Annotated in this window: 14 protein-coding genes and 2 pseudogenes; 5 read left to right on the top strand and 11 right to left on the bottom strand. The window is 27.0% G+C overall.

Features of this window, described 5'->3' with window-relative positions; all coding sequences use genetic code 11:
• Positions 1-7: 7 nt before the first annotated feature.
• The 6 genes from clpX to ACD570_RS00190 all read right to left on the bottom strand — a co-directional run bounded on the left by clpX (position 8) and on the right by ACD570_RS00190 (position 4,263).
• Positions 8-1,228: an ATP-dependent Clp protease ATP-binding subunit ClpX gene (gene clpX, locus ACD570_RS00165; protein WP_337202192.1), complete on the bottom strand. Its 1,221-nt coding sequence runs from the start codon at positions 1,226-1,228 to the stop codon at positions 8-10.
• Entirely contained in the window at positions 1,221-2,012 is a 792-nt protein-coding gene (gene lpxA, locus ACD570_RS00170) for an acyl-ACP--UDP-N-acetylglucosamine O-acyltransferase (protein ID WP_417904296.1), read from the bottom strand. Before lpxA ends, clpX begins: the two co-directional genes overlap by 8 nt.
• Entirely contained in the window at positions 2,012-2,452 is a 441-nt protein-coding gene (gene fabZ, locus ACD570_RS00175; protein ID WP_200281291.1) for a 3-hydroxyacyl-ACP dehydratase FabZ, read from the bottom strand. The genes lpxA and fabZ overlap by 1 nt, the downstream gene beginning before the upstream one ends.
• A 76-nt stretch (positions 2,453-2,528) precedes the next feature.
• On the bottom strand, positions 2,529-3,602 hold the full coding sequence (locus ACD570_RS00180) for an epoxyqueuosine reductase QueH (RefSeq protein ID WP_417904297.1): 1,074 nt from the start codon (positions 3,600-3,602) through the stop codon (positions 2,529-2,531).
• Positions 3,602-4,060: a thioredoxin-dependent thiol peroxidase gene (gene bcp / locus ACD570_RS00185; protein ID WP_337196448.1), complete on the bottom strand. Its 459-nt coding sequence runs from the start codon at positions 4,058-4,060 to the stop codon at positions 3,602-3,604. The genes ACD570_RS00180 and bcp overlap by 1 nt, the downstream gene beginning before the upstream one ends.
• Entirely contained in the window at positions 4,057-4,263 is a 207-nt protein-coding gene (locus ACD570_RS00190; protein ID WP_337196447.1) for a 4-oxalocrotonate tautomerase family protein, read from the bottom strand. Before ACD570_RS00190 ends, bcp begins: the two co-directional genes overlap by 4 nt.
• 312 nt (positions 4,264-4,575) lie before the next feature.
• On the opposite strand from ACD570_RS00190, the gene ACD570_RS00195 reads away from it, so the two are divergent.
• The 4 genes from ACD570_RS00195 to ACD570_RS00210 all read left to right on the top strand — a co-directional run bounded on the left by ACD570_RS00195 (position 4,576) and on the right by ACD570_RS00210 (position 8,911).
• A complete protein-coding gene (locus ACD570_RS00195; protein WP_200281279.1) occupies positions 4,576-5,643 on the top strand; it encodes a prohibitin family protein in 1,068 nt (355 codons plus the stop codon).
• A gap of 19 nt (positions 5,644-5,662) precedes the next feature.
• A complete protein-coding gene (locus tag ACD570_RS00200) occupies positions 5,663-6,193 on the top strand; it encodes a DUF2393 family protein (RefSeq protein ID WP_337210701.1) in 531 nt (176 codons plus the stop codon).
• Positions 6,193-6,702 (top strand): DUF2393 family protein, encoded by a 510-nt coding sequence (locus tag ACD570_RS00205; RefSeq protein WP_337210700.1) that lies wholly within the window; start codon positions 6,193-6,195, stop codon positions 6,700-6,702. The genes ACD570_RS00200 and ACD570_RS00205 overlap by 1 nt, the downstream gene beginning before the upstream one ends.
• 103 nt (positions 6,703-6,805) lie before the next feature.
• Positions 6,806-8,911, top strand: a complete 2,106-nt coding sequence (locus tag ACD570_RS00210) for a methyl-accepting chemotaxis protein (protein WP_417904298.1) — start codon at positions 6,806-6,808, stop codon at positions 8,909-8,911.
• Between the two features lie 166 nt (positions 8,912-9,077).
• Here ACD570_RS00210 and ACD570_RS00215 read toward each other — a convergent pair.
• Positions 9,078-9,281, bottom strand: a pseudogene (locus tag ACD570_RS00215) (class I SAM-dependent methyltransferase); the annotation flags it as partial.
• A 131-nt stretch (positions 9,282-9,412) separates the two neighbouring features.
• Here ACD570_RS00215 and ACD570_RS00220 point away from each other — a divergent pair.
• Positions 9,413-10,120, top strand: a pseudogene (locus ACD570_RS00220) (class I SAM-dependent methyltransferase).
• Positions 10,121-10,286: 166 nt separating this feature from the next.
• Here ACD570_RS00220 and ACD570_RS00225 read toward each other — a convergent pair.
• From ACD570_RS00225 to ACD570_RS00240, 4 genes are all read right to left on the bottom strand, one after another.
• Entirely contained in the window at positions 10,287-12,278 is a 1,992-nt protein-coding gene (locus tag ACD570_RS00225) for a methyl-accepting chemotaxis protein (RefSeq protein ID WP_417904299.1), read from the bottom strand.
• 145 nt (positions 12,279-12,423) lie between these two features.
• On the bottom strand, positions 12,424-14,784 hold the full coding sequence (locus ACD570_RS00230; protein WP_337207599.1) for a DUF7494 domain-containing protein: 2,361 nt from the start codon (positions 14,782-14,784) through the stop codon (positions 12,424-12,426).
• A gap of 12 nt (positions 14,785-14,796) precedes the next feature.
• Entirely contained in the window at positions 14,797-16,167 is a 1,371-nt protein-coding gene (locus ACD570_RS00235) for an NADH-quinone oxidoreductase subunit N (RefSeq protein WP_337204939.1), read from the bottom strand.
• On the bottom strand, positions 16,157-17,647 hold the full coding sequence (locus ACD570_RS00240; protein ID WP_337207601.1) for an NADH-quinone oxidoreductase subunit M: 1,491 nt from the start codon (positions 17,645-17,647) through the stop codon (positions 16,157-16,159). Before ACD570_RS00240 ends, ACD570_RS00235 begins: the two co-directional genes overlap by 11 nt.
• Between the last annotated feature and the right edge of the window lies 1 nt (position 17,648).

The following is a 17,648-nucleotide window of genomic DNA, read 5'->3' on the forward strand; positions in this document are numbered from 1 at the left end:
CTTTATTTTAACTTATTTTCTTTTTGATTAATAATGCTTTGGCATTATCTCTTACAACTTCTTTTGTAATAATAATATCATAATTTTTATATTCTGGTAATTCAAACATTAAATCTACCATCATTTCTTCTATAATGCTTCTAAGCCCCCTAGCTCCAGTTTTTCTTTCTAGAGCTAACTTGGCAATTTCCCTTAAGGCTTCATCTTCAAATTTCAAATTAACATTATCAATTGCAAAAAGCTTTTGATATTGTTTAACAATAGCATTTTTTGGCTCTGTTAAAATTCTCACCATATCATCTTCATCAAGTTCATTTAAAGATGCTATAACATGCAAACGTCCGATTAATTCAGGTATAAGACCAAAATGAACTAAATCATCTGGTTCAATTTTATCAAGCAAAGCTTTATTTTCTTGAATATTATCAAAAAAACCTACAACTTTATCGCCTAATTTGCGTTTTAATATAAGATCTAAGCCATCGAAAGCTCCTCCACACACAAATAAAATATTTGAAGTATCTATTTGAATAAAATCTTGATTTGGATGCTTTCTTCCACCTTTTGGTGGTATATTAACAAGACTACCTTCTATAATTTTAAGCAAAGCTTGTTGAACTCCCTCTCCACTTACATCTCTAGTAATAGATCGATTTTCGCTCATCCTTGCAATTTTATCAATTTCATCAATAAAAACAATACCTTTTTGAGCACGTTCAATATCCCCATCAGCAGCTTGCAAAAGACGCGTAAGTATATTTTCAACATCTTCTCCGACATAACCTGCTTCAGTTAAAGATGTTGCATCACAAATTGCTATAGGCACATCCAAAAATTTAGCTAAAGTTTGTGCAAGCAAAGTTTTTCCACTTCCAGTTGGGCCTACGAGTAAAATATTTGACTTAAAAAGTTCTGTGTCATCTCCATCAAGTTTTGATCTAAATAATCTTTTATAATGATTATAAACGCCTACACTAAAAACTTTTTTAGCTCTTTCTTGTCCAATAACATAACGATCAAGATGCTCTTTTAAAATTTTTGGTGTCATATCATTAAAATTGATATTATGCCCTTCTTTAACCTCTTTGGATTCTTTCTCTTCTCCAAAAATAATATTATAAGCTGCCTCAACACAACACTCACAGATAAAAGAATTATGATCACCATTTTCTAAAATTCTTCTTTGAGAATTTTCAAATTCATTACAAAAACTACATTTTCTAGGCATTACTCTTACCTCTATATACTGGAATTCCTCGCTTTGTTGTTAGAATAAAATCACACATTTTTTTAACATTTTCGCTTTGGGTAATTTTAAAAAGCTCTTGGGCATTATCTTTTAAATTCCCTTTTCTAAATAAAAATTTAAAAGCCTTATTTAAAATATCTACTTCATCTTTATTAAAACGTCGGCGTATACCCACTAAATTTAAACTCTTAATACTAGCACGATTTCCTTCTGCTAAACAAAATGGAACAATATCTTGAGATAAGGCACTTGCGCCCGCAATCATACAGCTTTCCCCTACTTTTACAAATTGATGAATTGGTGTTAAGCCTCCAACCACACAAAAGTCTCCAAGTTCAACATGACCCGCTAAGGTTGCATTATTAGCCAAAATTATATTATGACCCAAAATACAATCATGGGCAATATGACAATAAGCCATAATAAAAGCATTATCTCCTATACGAGTAAAGCCATCTCCTTTTATCGTGCCTGAATTAATAGTTACAAATTCTCTTATAGTTGCATTTTTACCTATAATAACACCGCTCTTTTGCTCATCTTTATAAGAAATATCTTGTGGAATATCTCCCACAATAGCATAAGAAAAAATTCTAGAATCATCCCCTATTGTCGTATCTGAAAGAATTCTAGCTCCCTGCTTTATGGTAACATTATTCCCTATTTTTGCTTCTTTGCTCACATATGCATAGGCTTCAATTGTAACATCTTCACCAAGAATTGCACCTTCTTCTATCACTGCACTAGGATGAATTTTTGTCATTACTTATCCACAATCATAGCTTTAAGTTCAGCTTCTGCAACTAAATTTTCATCCACAAAAGCTTGACCTTTAAAAACCCACATATTTCCACGATTTTTCACTACTTTCATTTCATAATCAAGTCTATCTCCTGGACGTACTGGATTTCTAAATTTTGCCCCATCAATGCCGGTAAAATATACAACTTTACTTTTAGGATCTACTTTATCATCCATACTTTCAAAGGCCAACACCCCACCAGTTTGTGCCATTCCTTCTAAAATTAAAACACCTGGGTAAATAGGATGATCTGGAAAATGACCTAAAAAAATAGGATCGCTAATGCTAATATTTTTATATCCTTTAACTATTTCATTCTTCTTCAAATCAACAATCCTATCGACCAATAAAAAAGGATAACGATGCGGTAAAATTTCTTGAATTTGCGATACATTTATCATTTTAAGCCTCATGTGTGTTTTTATAGAAAATCGAAATTTTACAAAAAAAATACTAACAAAAGCATAAAAATTATTTTTAAATTAAAAGAATTTTTTCCTCTGTATCAAAATAAATCTCACTTTTAGCATAAATCTCATAACGCCCTTGACAGATTTGATCTAAGATAATCACAGGAGAAAGATTATAAGAATTAAACAACCTATGTCTCAAATTGATTTCTTGATTAATTTTTAAAGGTTTATTTAAAAACTCTTCAAAAGTCTTAAATTTATTTTTTAACAAAGAATTAAAATATTTAAAACTCCAAAAATTGATTTCATCTTTAAAACTAACATAAAAATCTGCTTTATCTTCTCCTATACTCAATTTTGTGTAAGAATTTTTAAAATGAGAATAAAATAAAATATAGGACTTAATCGGTTTTTTATCAAATTTTATTAAAGCATTTAAAAGCCGATAATTTAAAAATTTATCCCTTTTAATTTCAAATTTTTTTCCTTTTTTTTCAAGAGTGTTAATTTTTTTATAAAAAGCTATTCTAGCCTCTATACTTGCTGGCAAAATTTGTCTATTGATTGGGGATATTAATTCATCAATAAAATTTTTATCTTGTTTTTGCTTTTTTAGTCCATAAATACATCCACAATAATTTTGATGATAAAGTTTTTGTTCTTTAGCTAAGGCAAACTGTCTTTGAGTGCCTCCATTTTTACGAAAGTCTGGAGCTAAAAATTCTATACCATAAGGTTCGCATTCTTTTTGTAAAGCATTTTTTAATTGTTCTAAATCTTTTTTTGGACTTGTTAAAAGCGTAGTTGTAAGTTTTTTTTGACCCAATTTAGCAGCAAATTCTACACTAGATCCCATTCTTAAATCAAAACAAATCTTACATCTTGCTCCCTTTTCAGGCTCATCTTCAAATCCACGCACAGCATCAAGCCATTTTTCATACTCATATTTACCTTTATAAAGTTTAATTTTAAGCTTTTTGCAACTTCTTTTAACGTCTAAAAATCGCAACTCATATTCGCTTAAAGGATGAATATTAGGATCATAAAAATAACCTATAATTTCTTCCTTAGGATAAGCCTTTCTTAATTCCTCTATAAAATAATGACTATCCACGCTACAACAAATATGTACAAGCATTAAAGACTTTCAAGCACTTTTAAAGCATGGTCTTTTACACGAACATTGCTATAAATTTGTGCAATTTTTCCATTTTCATCAATTACAAAAGTGGAACGAATAATGCCCTCATATTCTTTTCCGTAATTTTTCTTAAGCCCCCAGACACCATAAAGCTTTGCCACCTCTTTTTCACTATCACTCAATAGAATATGTTTTAAATCAAATTTAAAGATAAATTTTTCATGACTAGAAATACTATCTGGACTTACACCTAATATCACAGCATTTTTATCACTAAAACGATCATAATTTTGACTAAAATCGCAAGCTTCTGTTGTACAACCTGGTGTGTTGTCTTTGGGATAAAAATATAAAATTACTTTTTTTCCGATAAAATCTTTAAGCGCTATTTTAATTCCATCTTGATTTAAAAGCTCAAATTCTGGAGCCTTATCTCCTACTTTTAAATTATTCATTTTGCAGCCTTTATTTTAATTTGCTCTACACTTTCTCCACCAAAACCTATATCGTAACTTTCTATATCTTCTATCATTACAACTACTCTTTCTTTATTTTTATTATATTTTGTGCTCAAAAGATGAGTAATATCTGCTATAAGCTCAGCTTTTTGCTCTTTGGTTAATGCGGGTTTAGCTAGTTTTATATTAACAATTGGCATTTTTTCTCCTTTATTATTGATTTTCGTAATTATTTCAAATTTAATAAAACAAAACAATATAAATAATCTAAAAATTTCATAACTATTTTATAAACCGTTAAACATCACAATTTTTGATTTTTAAAAATATTAAATCTTAGAAATAAAAATACAAAACTTTGTCTTAATTTCAAATAGAATCTATTTTTCATTCGGTAAATTTCAATGTAATCAATTTAAAATATTCTTAAAAGTTTATTGTTAGTTTATTTTTGATAAAATTCAGTCCTAAAAATTTTAAACAATGGAAATCAAATCAAAAAAAGGAATAAAATGCCAGCTGATTTAAATGATTATTTTAATAAAAAAAATAAAAATTCCAATGAAAATAATCAAAAAAATTTCAATTTCAAAATGTCTGATTTTAAATTTTTTGGAAAAATTTCACCTTTTGTCTATACTATAGCAATATTAATAATATTTGTTATATTAATCAAACCTTTTGTGATAATTAATTCTGGAGAAATGGGAATCAAATCAAATACCGGTAAATACGATCCTGAGCCTATCACGCCAGGACTTCATTTTTTCTTACCTTTTATTCAAAAAATTACTATTATTGATACAAGAATAAGACAAATCAATTACGCATCTTTTGAAGGTGCTAATGAAAATTTAAGTTTTGGATCAGGAGTTATCAATAAAAATAGCATATCTGTTTTAGATTCAAGAGGGCTTCCAGTTTTTATAGATGTAACAGTTCAGTATCGCTTAAATCCTTCTCAAGTGCCACAAACTATTGCAACATGGGGATTAAATTGGGAAAATAAAATTATTGATCCTGTTGTGCGTGATGTAGTGCGAAGTGTTGTAGGGAAATATACAGCTGAAGAATTACCTACTAACCGTAATACTATAGCAGCTCAAATTGAAGAAGGGATAGGAAAAACAATATCTACTCAACCAAATAAACCTGTTGAACTTCGTGCGGTTCAGTTAAGAGAAATTATTTTGCCTTCCAAGGTAAAAGAACAAATAGAACGGGTTCAAATTGCTAAGCAAGAAGCAGAGAGAGCAAAATATGAAGTTGAAAGAGCTAACCAAGAAGCTTTAAAAAAAGCAGCCTTAGCAGAAGGAGAAGCAAATGCAACTATCATCAGTGCTAAAGGTAAAGCTGCTGCTGTTAAAATTCAGGCTGATGCTCAAGCTTATTCTAATAAAGAAATCGCCAATAGTTTAAATAATTCTTTATTAACTTTAAAACAAATAGAAACACAAAAAGAATTTAACGAGGCTTTAAAAATCAATAAAGATGCTAAAATTTTCTTAACACCTGGAGGAGCTGTACCTAATATTTGGGTTGATACAAAAGATGCAAAAAAACAAAGCTCTCTTCAATAATTTTTAGGAAAAAACGGTGATAGAAAAAATAAGAGAAATTGTGCTTTTTTATACCACTCATTTATATCTAGTTGATTATATGCTCATTTTATTCATTTTTTTTCTTTTCACCGGAGTTTCACTTTTGTGTGTGTTTTTACGCCATAGACCAGTTATAGCACTTTTTATCATTGCTTTAAATTTGATTTTTTGTTTTATAATCTATATTTTTGGATTTAAAATAATTGATCACGAAGTAAGAAGTAGAACCCTCGAAATTATATCTCAAAAAATGTTGCATACTTCTGGAGATTTAATTGTTGATTTTAATATAAACAATACATCAAAGCATGATTTTAAGGAATGTAAAATTACAACAAAGATTTTTAAAAATGTCTCACCAAAAGATAATTTTATTGATCGATATAAAGATAAATTTATACCCTATAGACAAAAAAGCGCTGAAGTAAAAAATTTAAAGAAAAATACAACCCAATCTCAAAGGGTTGCCTTTGAAAATTTCCAATATGAAAACAATTTTACCATACATCTAGTTTCAGAGTGTTTTTAATGCAGCTTACAATCTATCATCTACTCGCTTTTATTATTATCATTATTTGTTTTATTTTAATTTGTATTTTAATTTTTTTAAAAATAAAACACAAAGAGATAGCTTTAATAGCTTATACTATCAACACTATCTTTTCTGCGCTACTAATTTACTCTATCTTTTTAACAATCAATCAATTTACCATTCAAGCTAAACTTGATAATTTATCTTATACTAGAGATTTAAGAAATGAAAGTGTTATTATCAATGGAAAAGTAGAAAATTTAACTCAATTTAATATTAAAAAATGTTATTTAATGCTTAATATATTCAATAAACAACATGTCAATGGAGATATTTTTGACGACAAAAATATCCGAAATGCCAAAATGAAAAATACAAGTGTTTCTTACACTATAGAAATTATAAATAATCTTCCTGGAAATACTTATAAAAATTTTTCAGCTTCAGTGCCATTCCCACCAAGCTTTAGCGATGTAGAATTTTATCATACTTTTAAATGCTTTTAATATAAGTATTTATCATTACTTTTTAATTATTTGTTTTTAAAATAAATATAGATATTATATTCATTTGCAAAAATTTAAATTATTTTTACGAAAGGATTAAAAGATGTTTAAATCTTTAAGTATTGGCACGAAATTGGTTTTATGTACTGCTATAAGTATTATAATAGGTTTAGCAGTAATGATTTTTTTTATCTCTTTTCAAGTTACATCAAATATGGAAAATCAAGCAGAAGAATCTCTAACAATAGCTTCAAAAAGATACGTCAACTATATGGAAGCTGCGCTTAATGAGCCTATAATGCTATCTAACACAACTGATTCAGCTATTCAAGATATCATAAAAGATGATGGACAAATTAATTCAAATATTGTAGAAAATTTAATCAAAGATACTTTAGATGGAAGTATTCATACTACATATGCTTTTTTATATTTAAAAGATCCTTCAGTTATAATTGGAAGTGATAAAGAAAAATATATAAATGAAGATGGCTCTTTTTCTATGGTATTTAATGATACAACTCCAGGAATTTCTGGAGGGATAAAAATAACACATTTAAAAAATGTATTTGACCAAATTTCTATCTTATCAAAAGCAGAAAAACAAAATGATATAAATAATCCAAAAATTGAATTTGGAACACCAAAGAAATTAAATTATGGAAATGGTGAATTTATAGGAATTAATTTTGGAATGCCTTTATTTAATAAAAATGGAAAATATGTAGGAACTTTAGGCTTTACTTTAGAATTTTCAGAGATGTCTAAGACCTTATTAGATCCTTCTTTAAATTTTCATGATGGTGATCAAAGATTGCTTTTAACAGATAATGGAGAATTTGTTATACATGAAAATCCCAAAGCTTTATTGCAAAAAATTAATGACTACAATCATTCTCCTTCAGTTAGACCTATTTTAGAAGCTATTAAAAATCATAAAGATTTACTTATGGATGATTTTTTAACTTCTACTGGACTTATGTCTTATGCTTCAGTAGTATCATTTAGCACTCTTAATAATTCAAGTCATTGGAGTATTTTAGTTACAACTCCTCGCTCATCTGTTTTAGCTCCTGTATATAAATTACAATTTTCAATCATTATTATTGCTATTATCTTTTTGGTAGTAGTTTTAGGCGTTATCTATATCTGCGTTAGAAAATTAGTAAGCAATAGAATTAGCTCTACCTTACATTACTTGCAAAATTTCTTCCATTTCTTAAATCACGAAACTAAAGATATTGAAACTATAAAAATTGATAGTCATGATGAGTTTGGTCAAATGTCAAAAGCCATTAATGAAAACATCCTTATTACTAAACAAGGTTTAGAACAAGATAATCAAGCTGTAAAAGAATCAGTCTCTACAGTTCAAGTTGTAGAAAAAGGAGATTTAACAGCAAGAATTACTGCAAATCCAAGAAATCCTCAACTTGTAGAACTTAAAAATGTTTTAAATAAACTCTTAGATGTCTTACAAGAAAAAGTAGGTTCTGATATGAATGCTATTCATAAAATCTTTGAAGAATATAAGAGCTTAGATTTTAGAAATAAATTAGAAAATGCTAGAGGTAGTGTTGAAGTTACTACTAATGCTTTAGGTGAAGAAATCATTAAAATGTTAAAACAAAGTTCTGATTTTGCTAATCACTTAGCAAGTGAAAGTTCTAAATTACAAAATGCTGTTCAAAACCTAACTAGCTCTTCTAATTCTCAAGCAGCTTCTTTAGAAGAAACTGCTGCTGCTTTAGAAGAAATTACTTCTTCTATGCAAAATGTTTCTGTTAAAACCTCTGATGTAATCACTCAATCAGAAGAGATTAAAAATGTTACAGGTATTATTGGAGATATTGCAGATCAAATCAATCTTTTAGCATTAAATGCTGCTATAGAAGCAGCGCGTGCAGGAGAACATGGACGAGGCTTTGCCGTTGTGGCTGATGAAGTTAGAAAACTAGCAGAAAGAACTCAAAAATCATTGAGTGAAATAGAAGCTAATACTAACTTACTTGTTCAATCTATTAATGATATGGCAGAATCTATTAAAGAACAAACTGCAGGTATTACTCAAATCAATGAAAGTGTAGCTGCTATTGATCAAACTACTAAAGATAATGTTGAAATTGCTAATGAGAGTGCAATCATTTCTAATACTGTTAGTGATATAGCTAATAATATATTAGAAGATGTTAAGAAGAAAAGATTTTAAGAATCTTTTCTTTAAATTATAATCAAATGATTATTCTTTAAATCATAATCTTTAAACTATTATCTTAAATCATTATTTTTAAATAGTTATTTTTAAATAACTATTTTTTATGATAATTGAAGATTCATTATTAAATTAAGCAATTAATCTTTTAATGGATTTTTTATTAAAAGATTAAAAGCTTTATTTTTGATTTAATAATTTCTTTAATTTTATCTTTTGTAACTAAATTTTTAAGTTCATTACTTTCTGCTTTAATTCCATTCATACTTAAATGCCATAAAGCATTTTCTATAGCTTCATCTTTTTTTCTTTCTACTATGCGTGTTTCATCAAAAATAAATTTATAAAAAGTTATATTTTTTTCTAAATATTAAAGATTTTTATTTATTTTATTAATACTACTTTAAATTAAAGATTTATTGATATTAGTTTTATTTATTTGTATAGTTAAAAGAAACATTTTACAATTATATTTTAATTATTTTTTTGGGAATGAATATGAATTTGTGGGATAAAAAGGCTAAAAGCTATGCAAGATATGCAAAATTAAACGATATCCAAAAGCAAACTTTTAAGAAGTTAAATGAATTAAATATTGATTTTACAAATAAAAATATTATAGATATAGGTTGTGGCACAGGTGTTTGGACTTTACATTTAGCACAAAAAGCAAAAAGTGTTTTAGGTATAGATAATTCTAAAGCTATGCTTGAAATTTTAAAAGAAGATGTTATAAAAAATAATATTAATAATATTAAAATACTTCATTTAGATTTTGAAAAATTTTTATAAAGAAAATCAAGAAAACTTTGATATAGCGTTTTTGAGTATGTCTTTAGCTTTGCAAAATGAAAATGATTTCAAAGCTTTTTAAATTTAGCTTCTCAAAGAATATATCTTGGCTGGGCTGATTATAGAAAAAGTGATTTTTTAGACCCAATATTTAAACATTTTAATACTGAATTTAAAGGATTTAATAAACAAGATTTAGAAAGTTTTTTACTAGAAAAAAATATAACTTTTTATAAATTTATTTTTGATGAAACACGCATAGTAGAAAGAAAAAAAGATGAAGCTATAGAAAATGCTTTATGGCATTTAAGTATGAATGGAATTAAAGCAGAAAGTAATGAACTTAAAAATTTAGTTACAAAAGATAAAATTAAAGAAATTATTAAATCAAAAATAAAGCTTTTAATCTTTTAATAAAAAATCCATTAAAAGATTAATTGCTTAATTTAATAATGAATCTTCAATTATCATAAAAAATAGTTATTTAAAAATAACTATTTAAAAATAATGATTTAAGATAATAGTTTAAAGATTATGATTTAAAGAATAATCATTTGATTATAATTTAAAGAAAAGATTCTTAAAATCTTTTCTTCTTAACATCTTCTAATATATTATTAGCTATATCACTAACAGTATTAGAAATGATTGCACTCTCATTAGCAATTTCAACATTATCTTTAGTAGTTTGATCAATAGCAGCTACACTTTCATTGATTTGAGTAATACCTGCAGTTTGTTCTTTAATAGATTCTGCCATATCATTAATAGATTGAACAAGTAAGTTAGTATTAGCTTCTATTTCACTCAATGATTTTTGAGTTCTTTCTGCTAGTTTTCTAACTTCATCAGCCACAACGGCAAAGCCTCGTCCATGTTCTCCTGCACGCGCTGCTTCTATAGCAGCATTTAATGCTAAAAGATTGATTTGATCTGCAATATCTCCAATAATACCTGTAACATTTTTAATCTCTTCTGATTGAGTGATTACATCAGAGGTTTTAACAGAAACATTTTGCATAGAAGAAGTAATTTCTTCTAAAGCAGCAGCAGTTTCTTCTAAAGAAGCTGCTTGAGAATTAGAAGAGCTAGTTAGGTTTTGAACAGCATTTTGTAATTTAGAACTTTCACTTGCTAAGTGATTAGCAAAATCAGAACTTTGTTTTAACATTTTAATGATTTCTTCACCTAAAGCATTAGTAGTAACTTCAACACTACCTCTAGCATTTTCTAATTTATTTCTAAAATCTAAGCTCTTATATTCTTCAAAGATTTTATGAATAGCATTCATATCAGAACCTACTTTTTCTTGTAAGACATCTAAGAGTTTATTTAAAACATTTTTAAGTTCTACAAGTTGAGGATTTCTTGGATTTGCAGTAATTCTTGCTGTTAAATCTCCTTTTTCTACAACTTGAACTGTAGAGACTGATTCTTTTACAGCTTGATTATCTTGTTCTAAACCTTGTTTAGTAATAAGGATGTTTTCATTAATGGCTTTTGAGATTTGACCAAACTCATCATTAGTTTTTATATTAATAGTAGAGACATTCTTTGTTTTATGATTGATAAAATCAAAGAAGGCATTAAGACCGTTTTGGATGATGGTGAGTGGGGAGAGGCTTTTTGTGATTAGGATTCTGATTAAGATAAGAGCAATGATAGTTGCGATAATACCTATAAGAATTTGTTTAAAAAGAATTGCTCTAACAACTCCTGTATAAGTTTGATCTTCTGTAACTGTACATACTCTAAATTTTGGATTGATTGTTGCACTACATAGCACTTGATATAAATTTCCTTTATCATCCTTTGTTTTAAAAAGTGCCTTTTCTTCTTTTGGATTAAGATAGTAGTTCGGATTAGTATTGATTGCATTAGCTATATTAATACTCAATTGATTTTTTGTTAAAATTCTTTCTGGATATTGATGGAAATAAATTTCTCCATCTGGGCTATAAACTGCAGCATAAGTATTTGCAGAATGACCAAAAGCTAAAACATCTTTTGAAAATTGCTCTAAACTATAATCGCCTCCAACAGCTCCAATAAATTTTCCATTTTTATATATTGGCATTGCATAAGTTAACCCAGAAACACCATCTGTTGCAGATTTATAAGGTCCATAAACAATAGCTTTAGTTGAACCATGTGCTTGTTGATACCATCCAGCATTTTGCAAATTAAAAGATTTAGAATCTAATATTTTTCTATCCGATAAAAGAACTCGTCCAGAATTGTCAAAACCTAAAAAAACAAGCTTGAAACCAAATGCTTCTTTAAAAGATTCTAATAAGCTAAAAATTTCTTCATCATTGCTTTTATCTAATATTTTTTGAATTTCTTTAGCTAAAATTTCCATTGCAACTCGTCTACTTTTTCCATAATTATCAAATGCCATTGCAACATCTTCTACGGTTTTAAGTTGAGTATTTTTAAGTAATGTAAAAGTATTATTTTTAGATTCAAAATAACTAATAGTACTTGTAATAGCCAATATAATAACTATTAAAATACCAACATAAAAGGTTAATTTTAAAGATACACTGAAAGATTTCTTTTTCTCTTTCATTTTTTCTCCTAAAATATTTTTATCTATTATATTTTAAATAAGGTTATAAATTAATAAAAATTGATTTTCAAGATTGTTTAATAAATAATTATGTTTCAATATAAAATAAAGTTTTTTGGATAAAAAATACCAAATAAAATTAATACTATTTTAAAATTTGACTCTTATCGCGACATAAATTCTGCCAATTTGAAGGTTTTAATTTTAAACATTGTTGCAAACTTTCTTTTTCAGCTTGAATATTTTTTGTTCTTTCATAAATTAAACTTTGTATATACAAAGCTCTTGCCTTATCATCATCAGAAAGTTTTAATTTTAATAAATCAGTTAAAACTGCTAAAGATTTTTCATTTTCATTCACTTTAGCTAGAGCACCAAGATAAATAAATTCAAGATTTGGACTATAAAGATTAATTCCTTTTAAATTTTGATAATCAATAGCCTTAGGGGCATAAGTAAGAATTGTTGTTTGCATTTTATGATCATTAGCATAAGATAATAAAGCATCATAGGCCTCAACCATATTAAAATTCATTGGAAAAGTTTCTAAAATTTTCAATATACTAATAGCTTTATTATAATCATCCATTTTCAAATAGGATAAAAATTGCAAATAATAAGCTTTAAAATTTTCCTCATCACTTTTTAAAATTTTTGATTGAGCTATTTCTTTGGAAATTTTTAAAACTTGTCCATATTGCTTATTGTCATAAAGCATTGAAGCTTTTTTTAATCCAAAAAATATAGGATCTTCATTATAATTTTTATCTGCATAATCTATAGCTTCTTCGATTTTAGAAGTTCTAATAAAACAATTTAACATATGTTTTTTATTGTTTATTCTTTGCCCTATTTCATAAGTTTTAAATTCTGCAAAAATAGATGTTGCCTCAATACAATTATCAGATTTTAATTCTTTATTTAAAAGATCAACTGCGGCTTGCTGTAATAATTTTAAAGAATTAGGAAGATTTCTTTCTTCTATTTGTTTTTTATATCCCAAAATAGCGCTAAAATTTCCTTCTTTATAGTAAAGTTGCATATCCTTATCTAAAGCCTTATTAACTATATTTTCATCTTTTTGAGCATATTCTTTCATAAGCATGGCATAATGCTTATGCGAAAGTGTAGAATTTTCATCACCCATCGCGAAAAATAACTCATCTCTAGCCTTTTTAATCTCATCTAAATATTTACCATCATCTAAATACTCATTTAAATATAAATTTAGGTATTTTTTAGCTTCATCTACTTTTCCTACTCGAGACAAACTTAAAGCCAAATCTTTTAAAACTTCCTCATATTTTTGATTTACTCTTGATATCTTGTTAAAAATATTTTGATAGATATTAGAGCTAATATTATATTGTTGGTTTTGATCAAAAAGTTTAGCAAGATCCAAAGATCTTGATTCATCTTTTCCGAAATATTGTGGATTAGCTTTTAAAATCACATTTGCGTATTCTATTGCTTTATTGATATTATTATTTAAAATATAATCTTTAGCTAAAGCTATCGCTGCTCTAGCAGCTAAATCCAAATTTTTAGTATTGAAATAAATATCTTCATAAATATCTATAGCTTTGTTTCTTTCTCTTAAGCCATAAAGATAATCTGCATAATCAAGCTTTGCCATTTGAGAAAAATAATTATTAGGCTGATTGTTTAAAATTGACATCATATAATTAATATCAGAATTCTTAGATAAGGCAATATAGACTCTTAACATTATATAAGATACTTCAAAAAAATTCCTATCGCTTGTAAAAGTTCGAGTCCAATTTTTAGCATCCACAATCATTTTTTCTAAAATTTTCCTATCTCTAAAACTAGGATCTTGAGTATAAAGTTGATTTTCAGCTCTTAATTTATAAAGAATAAATTCACTCATAAAAATACTATTTATATAACGCTTTATTGCATTATCAGCATCGATAACTACTTGCTGATAGTTAGCTTTATCATATTCATCTTTAATGCGTAAGTAAGTATTAATATCTGCACTTTGAGGAATTACGACGGGATTAGAATTTAAATCAAGCGCTCCCACATAAGGTAAGCTCTCATAAGGAAAATGAATGCCAAAATTAAGTCCATCATAATCTTTTTTTCTGATTAAATTATTTGTAAAAACAAAAGTAAAACCTTTGCTTTTATGTGAGGTAGAATAACTTAATTCTTTATCAATATATATATTTTGAGATAAATCAAACATTCTTGCATCTGTTTTAGGCAATATAATCATTTTAATTTTTTGGGTTTCTTTGAAAAATTTCAAATCAAATGCTGCAAAATTTTGATTATTTAAAGGAGTGTCAACAATGCCTGGAATAATGCATTCAAAACGTATTTTATTTTCAATTGCAAATTTTTGACAAGTAAAATCTGAATCATTTTGAACATGCAAAACCGCGAAACTTTGTTTATTTTCGCGGCCTGTATTTAAAGTTAATTCAAAAGCAAAAAGAATATAAATATTCAATAAAAGTAAAAATATAATTCTCATAAAATAATTATATTATATTTTTATAAAAATAACACCAAAAATACTTATTAATACACAAATAGCTAAAACAAAACCTTGTATAAAATTAAATTGCACACAAAAAGCTTCAGAACTATTTTTAACAAAAAGAGCATGAATGATCACTTTTAAATAAGAATAAAGCATAAATACTGAAGCTAAAGCCATAAATACAGCTAAATACCAATAATCTTCAATAATTAAAGTTTTTAAAACAATAACTTTCCCCCAAAAAGCTCCAAAAGGTGGAATTCCTGCAAGTGAAAGTACACAAAAAGCAAGAGATAAAGCAATTAAAGGTTTTTTTACCAACAAGGCATTAAGATTTTCAAATGAAGTAAAACGGAAATTACTTAAAATTAAAAATACACCATAATTGGAAAAACTAAACAAAACCCAATAAATAAATATAGGATTTAAAACTCCTTCTTTGGTATCAAATAAAGGAATACAAGCAGCCAGAACAAAACTAGAATGTACAACAGAACTATAAGCAAACATTTTTTTTACATCTTTTTGACTTAATGCAGCAATCGCAGCAACTAACATAGAAAATATTGCCAATATGCTGATAATATTTTCAAATCCAATATGATCAAAAAACCCAAAAAGTCTTAATACTACTACAAACATGGCTATTTTTGGTACTACTGAAATAAAAGCTGCTAAATTTGAATAAGTTGCAAAATATACATCTTTTAACCAAAAATGAAAAGGAGCTAAAGAAAGTTTTACAGCACATAAAACAAAAATCATAACCCCAGCAGTTAAAAGGATAGGATCTTTTTCCAATGCTAATTTTGTATCCAAATCTAAAGTTCCTGTTTTCATATAAATCAAAGCCGAAGCCATTACAAAAAATCCAGAACCCACAGCAGCAAGAGTAAAATATTTAATAGCGCTTGAAACAGCATTGTGAGTTCCACGCATTGCTATAAGAGTATAAAGAGCTAAAGATGATGATTCAAGTCCTATAAAAATTAAAACCAAATTTGAACTTGATACCATAAGCAATAAACTAGAAATCATAAACATAAATAAACTATAAAATTCGCCCTTATTTTCATCTTTTTGCATTAAAAGGTATAAAAATGAAAAACATAGAATAATTAAAGAGCTATAAAAAGAAAAGATATCATTGTTTAAAGTTCCTAAAAATGCTTTTGAAGTGCCCAAGCCAAAAGAGGATACATTGCTTAAAATTAAAAAAGTACTAACGATTAAAGATAAGGCTGAAGTACCCACATAGAATGTCCTATGAAATTTTCCAAAAGCTGAACACAATAAAAGAATAATAGCAACACCGATTAAAAATAAAAAAGGATAAGATAAGGAGATATTTAAATTACTGATATTATCTAACATTGTTTTCTCCTTTGATATGATTTAAAAAATTAATATTTTCTTCATTTATAGCCCTTGTTTTCATTAATTCAACAAGAGAGCTAACATTTTTCTCTAGCGGATCTAAGAAAATTTTTGGAGCTACTCCTAAAGCAAAAATTAAAAAAACTACCATAGTAAGAGTAATAATTTCTCTTGTACATAAAGAAAAACTTTCAAGATTTGTAACTTGCGACATAAAAAACATTTTTCTAAATACAGCAAGCATATAAATAGCTCCAAGTATAATTACAAATCCTGCTAAGAATGCATAAAGCAAACTTACTTTAGCTATACCCAAAAGAGCCAAAAATTCACCTATAAAAGATATAGTTAAAGGTAAAGATATGCTAGCAAGCAAAATCAAAGTAAAAAAGATGGTAAATAAAGGTGCTTTACGAGCTAAAGAATGATAATATGAAATTTCTAATGTTCCATATTTTTTATACAAAAGTTCAGCCATTAAAAATAAACTTCCTGTAACCAAACCATGTGCAAACATATAAAATATAGCTCCGGTAATTCCCAAAATATTTAAAGAAAAAATCCCTAAAACCATAATTCCAATATGAGAAATTGAACTATAAGCGATTAATTCTTTTAAATTTGATGCACGATAAGCAATTAAAGCATTGTAAATAATACTTACAATACACAAAGCTGCAATTAAAGGTGTAAAATAAACGCTTGCATCTGGAAAAAGTGGTAAACAAAAATGTAAAAAACCAAAAGGAGCCATTTTAAAAGCGACCAGCATCATAGAAACTAAAATCGGTGAATTTGCATAAACTTTTGGTGCCCATGTATGTAGTGGAAAAAGCGGTGCTTTAATAGCAAAAGCGATAAAAAATGCTCCAAAAAGTAAAAGCTGTTCATTAAGACTAAATGCAGAAGCATTATTTTTCCAAATTTCTAAGTCAAATGTGAAGACATTTAAAAGTTTATAAGTAGCATACGCTTGATAAATCAAAGCTAGAAGCATTAAAATAGAACCGGCAAAAGCATAAATAAAAAATTTAATGCCTGGTCTATAATCTTTACCATAAACACCCATGATATATAATAAAGGTAAAAGAGAAAATTCCCAAAATACATAGAATAATAAACCATCGAGTGCAGAAAATAAACCCATAATTGCAAATTCCAAAAAGAAAATACAAGAAACAATTGCTTTTTTTTCAATTTTTAAAAATAAAAAACTTAAAAATATCATCAAAGAGCTTAAAAGCATTAAGATTAAAGAGATGCTATTTACTCCGATATGATATTCAAATAAATTAGCTATTTTAAAAGGAAGTTTGTATTCAAAATCAACCCCATTAATTCCATCGAAGAAAAATTTAACATTTAAAACAAGTATAATTAAACTTGCTAAAACGCTAAAAATTTTTACTCCACCACGGTTTAAGATAAGAGTAATTAAACCAGCAGCTAAAGGAAATAAAATTAAATAATTCAGCATT

Origin of the sequence: Campylobacter sp. LH-2024 (genome assembly GCF_048270605.1) — a bacterium.
GTDB lineage: Bacteria > Campylobacterota > Campylobacteria > Campylobacterales > Campylobacteraceae > Campylobacter_D > Campylobacter_D molothri.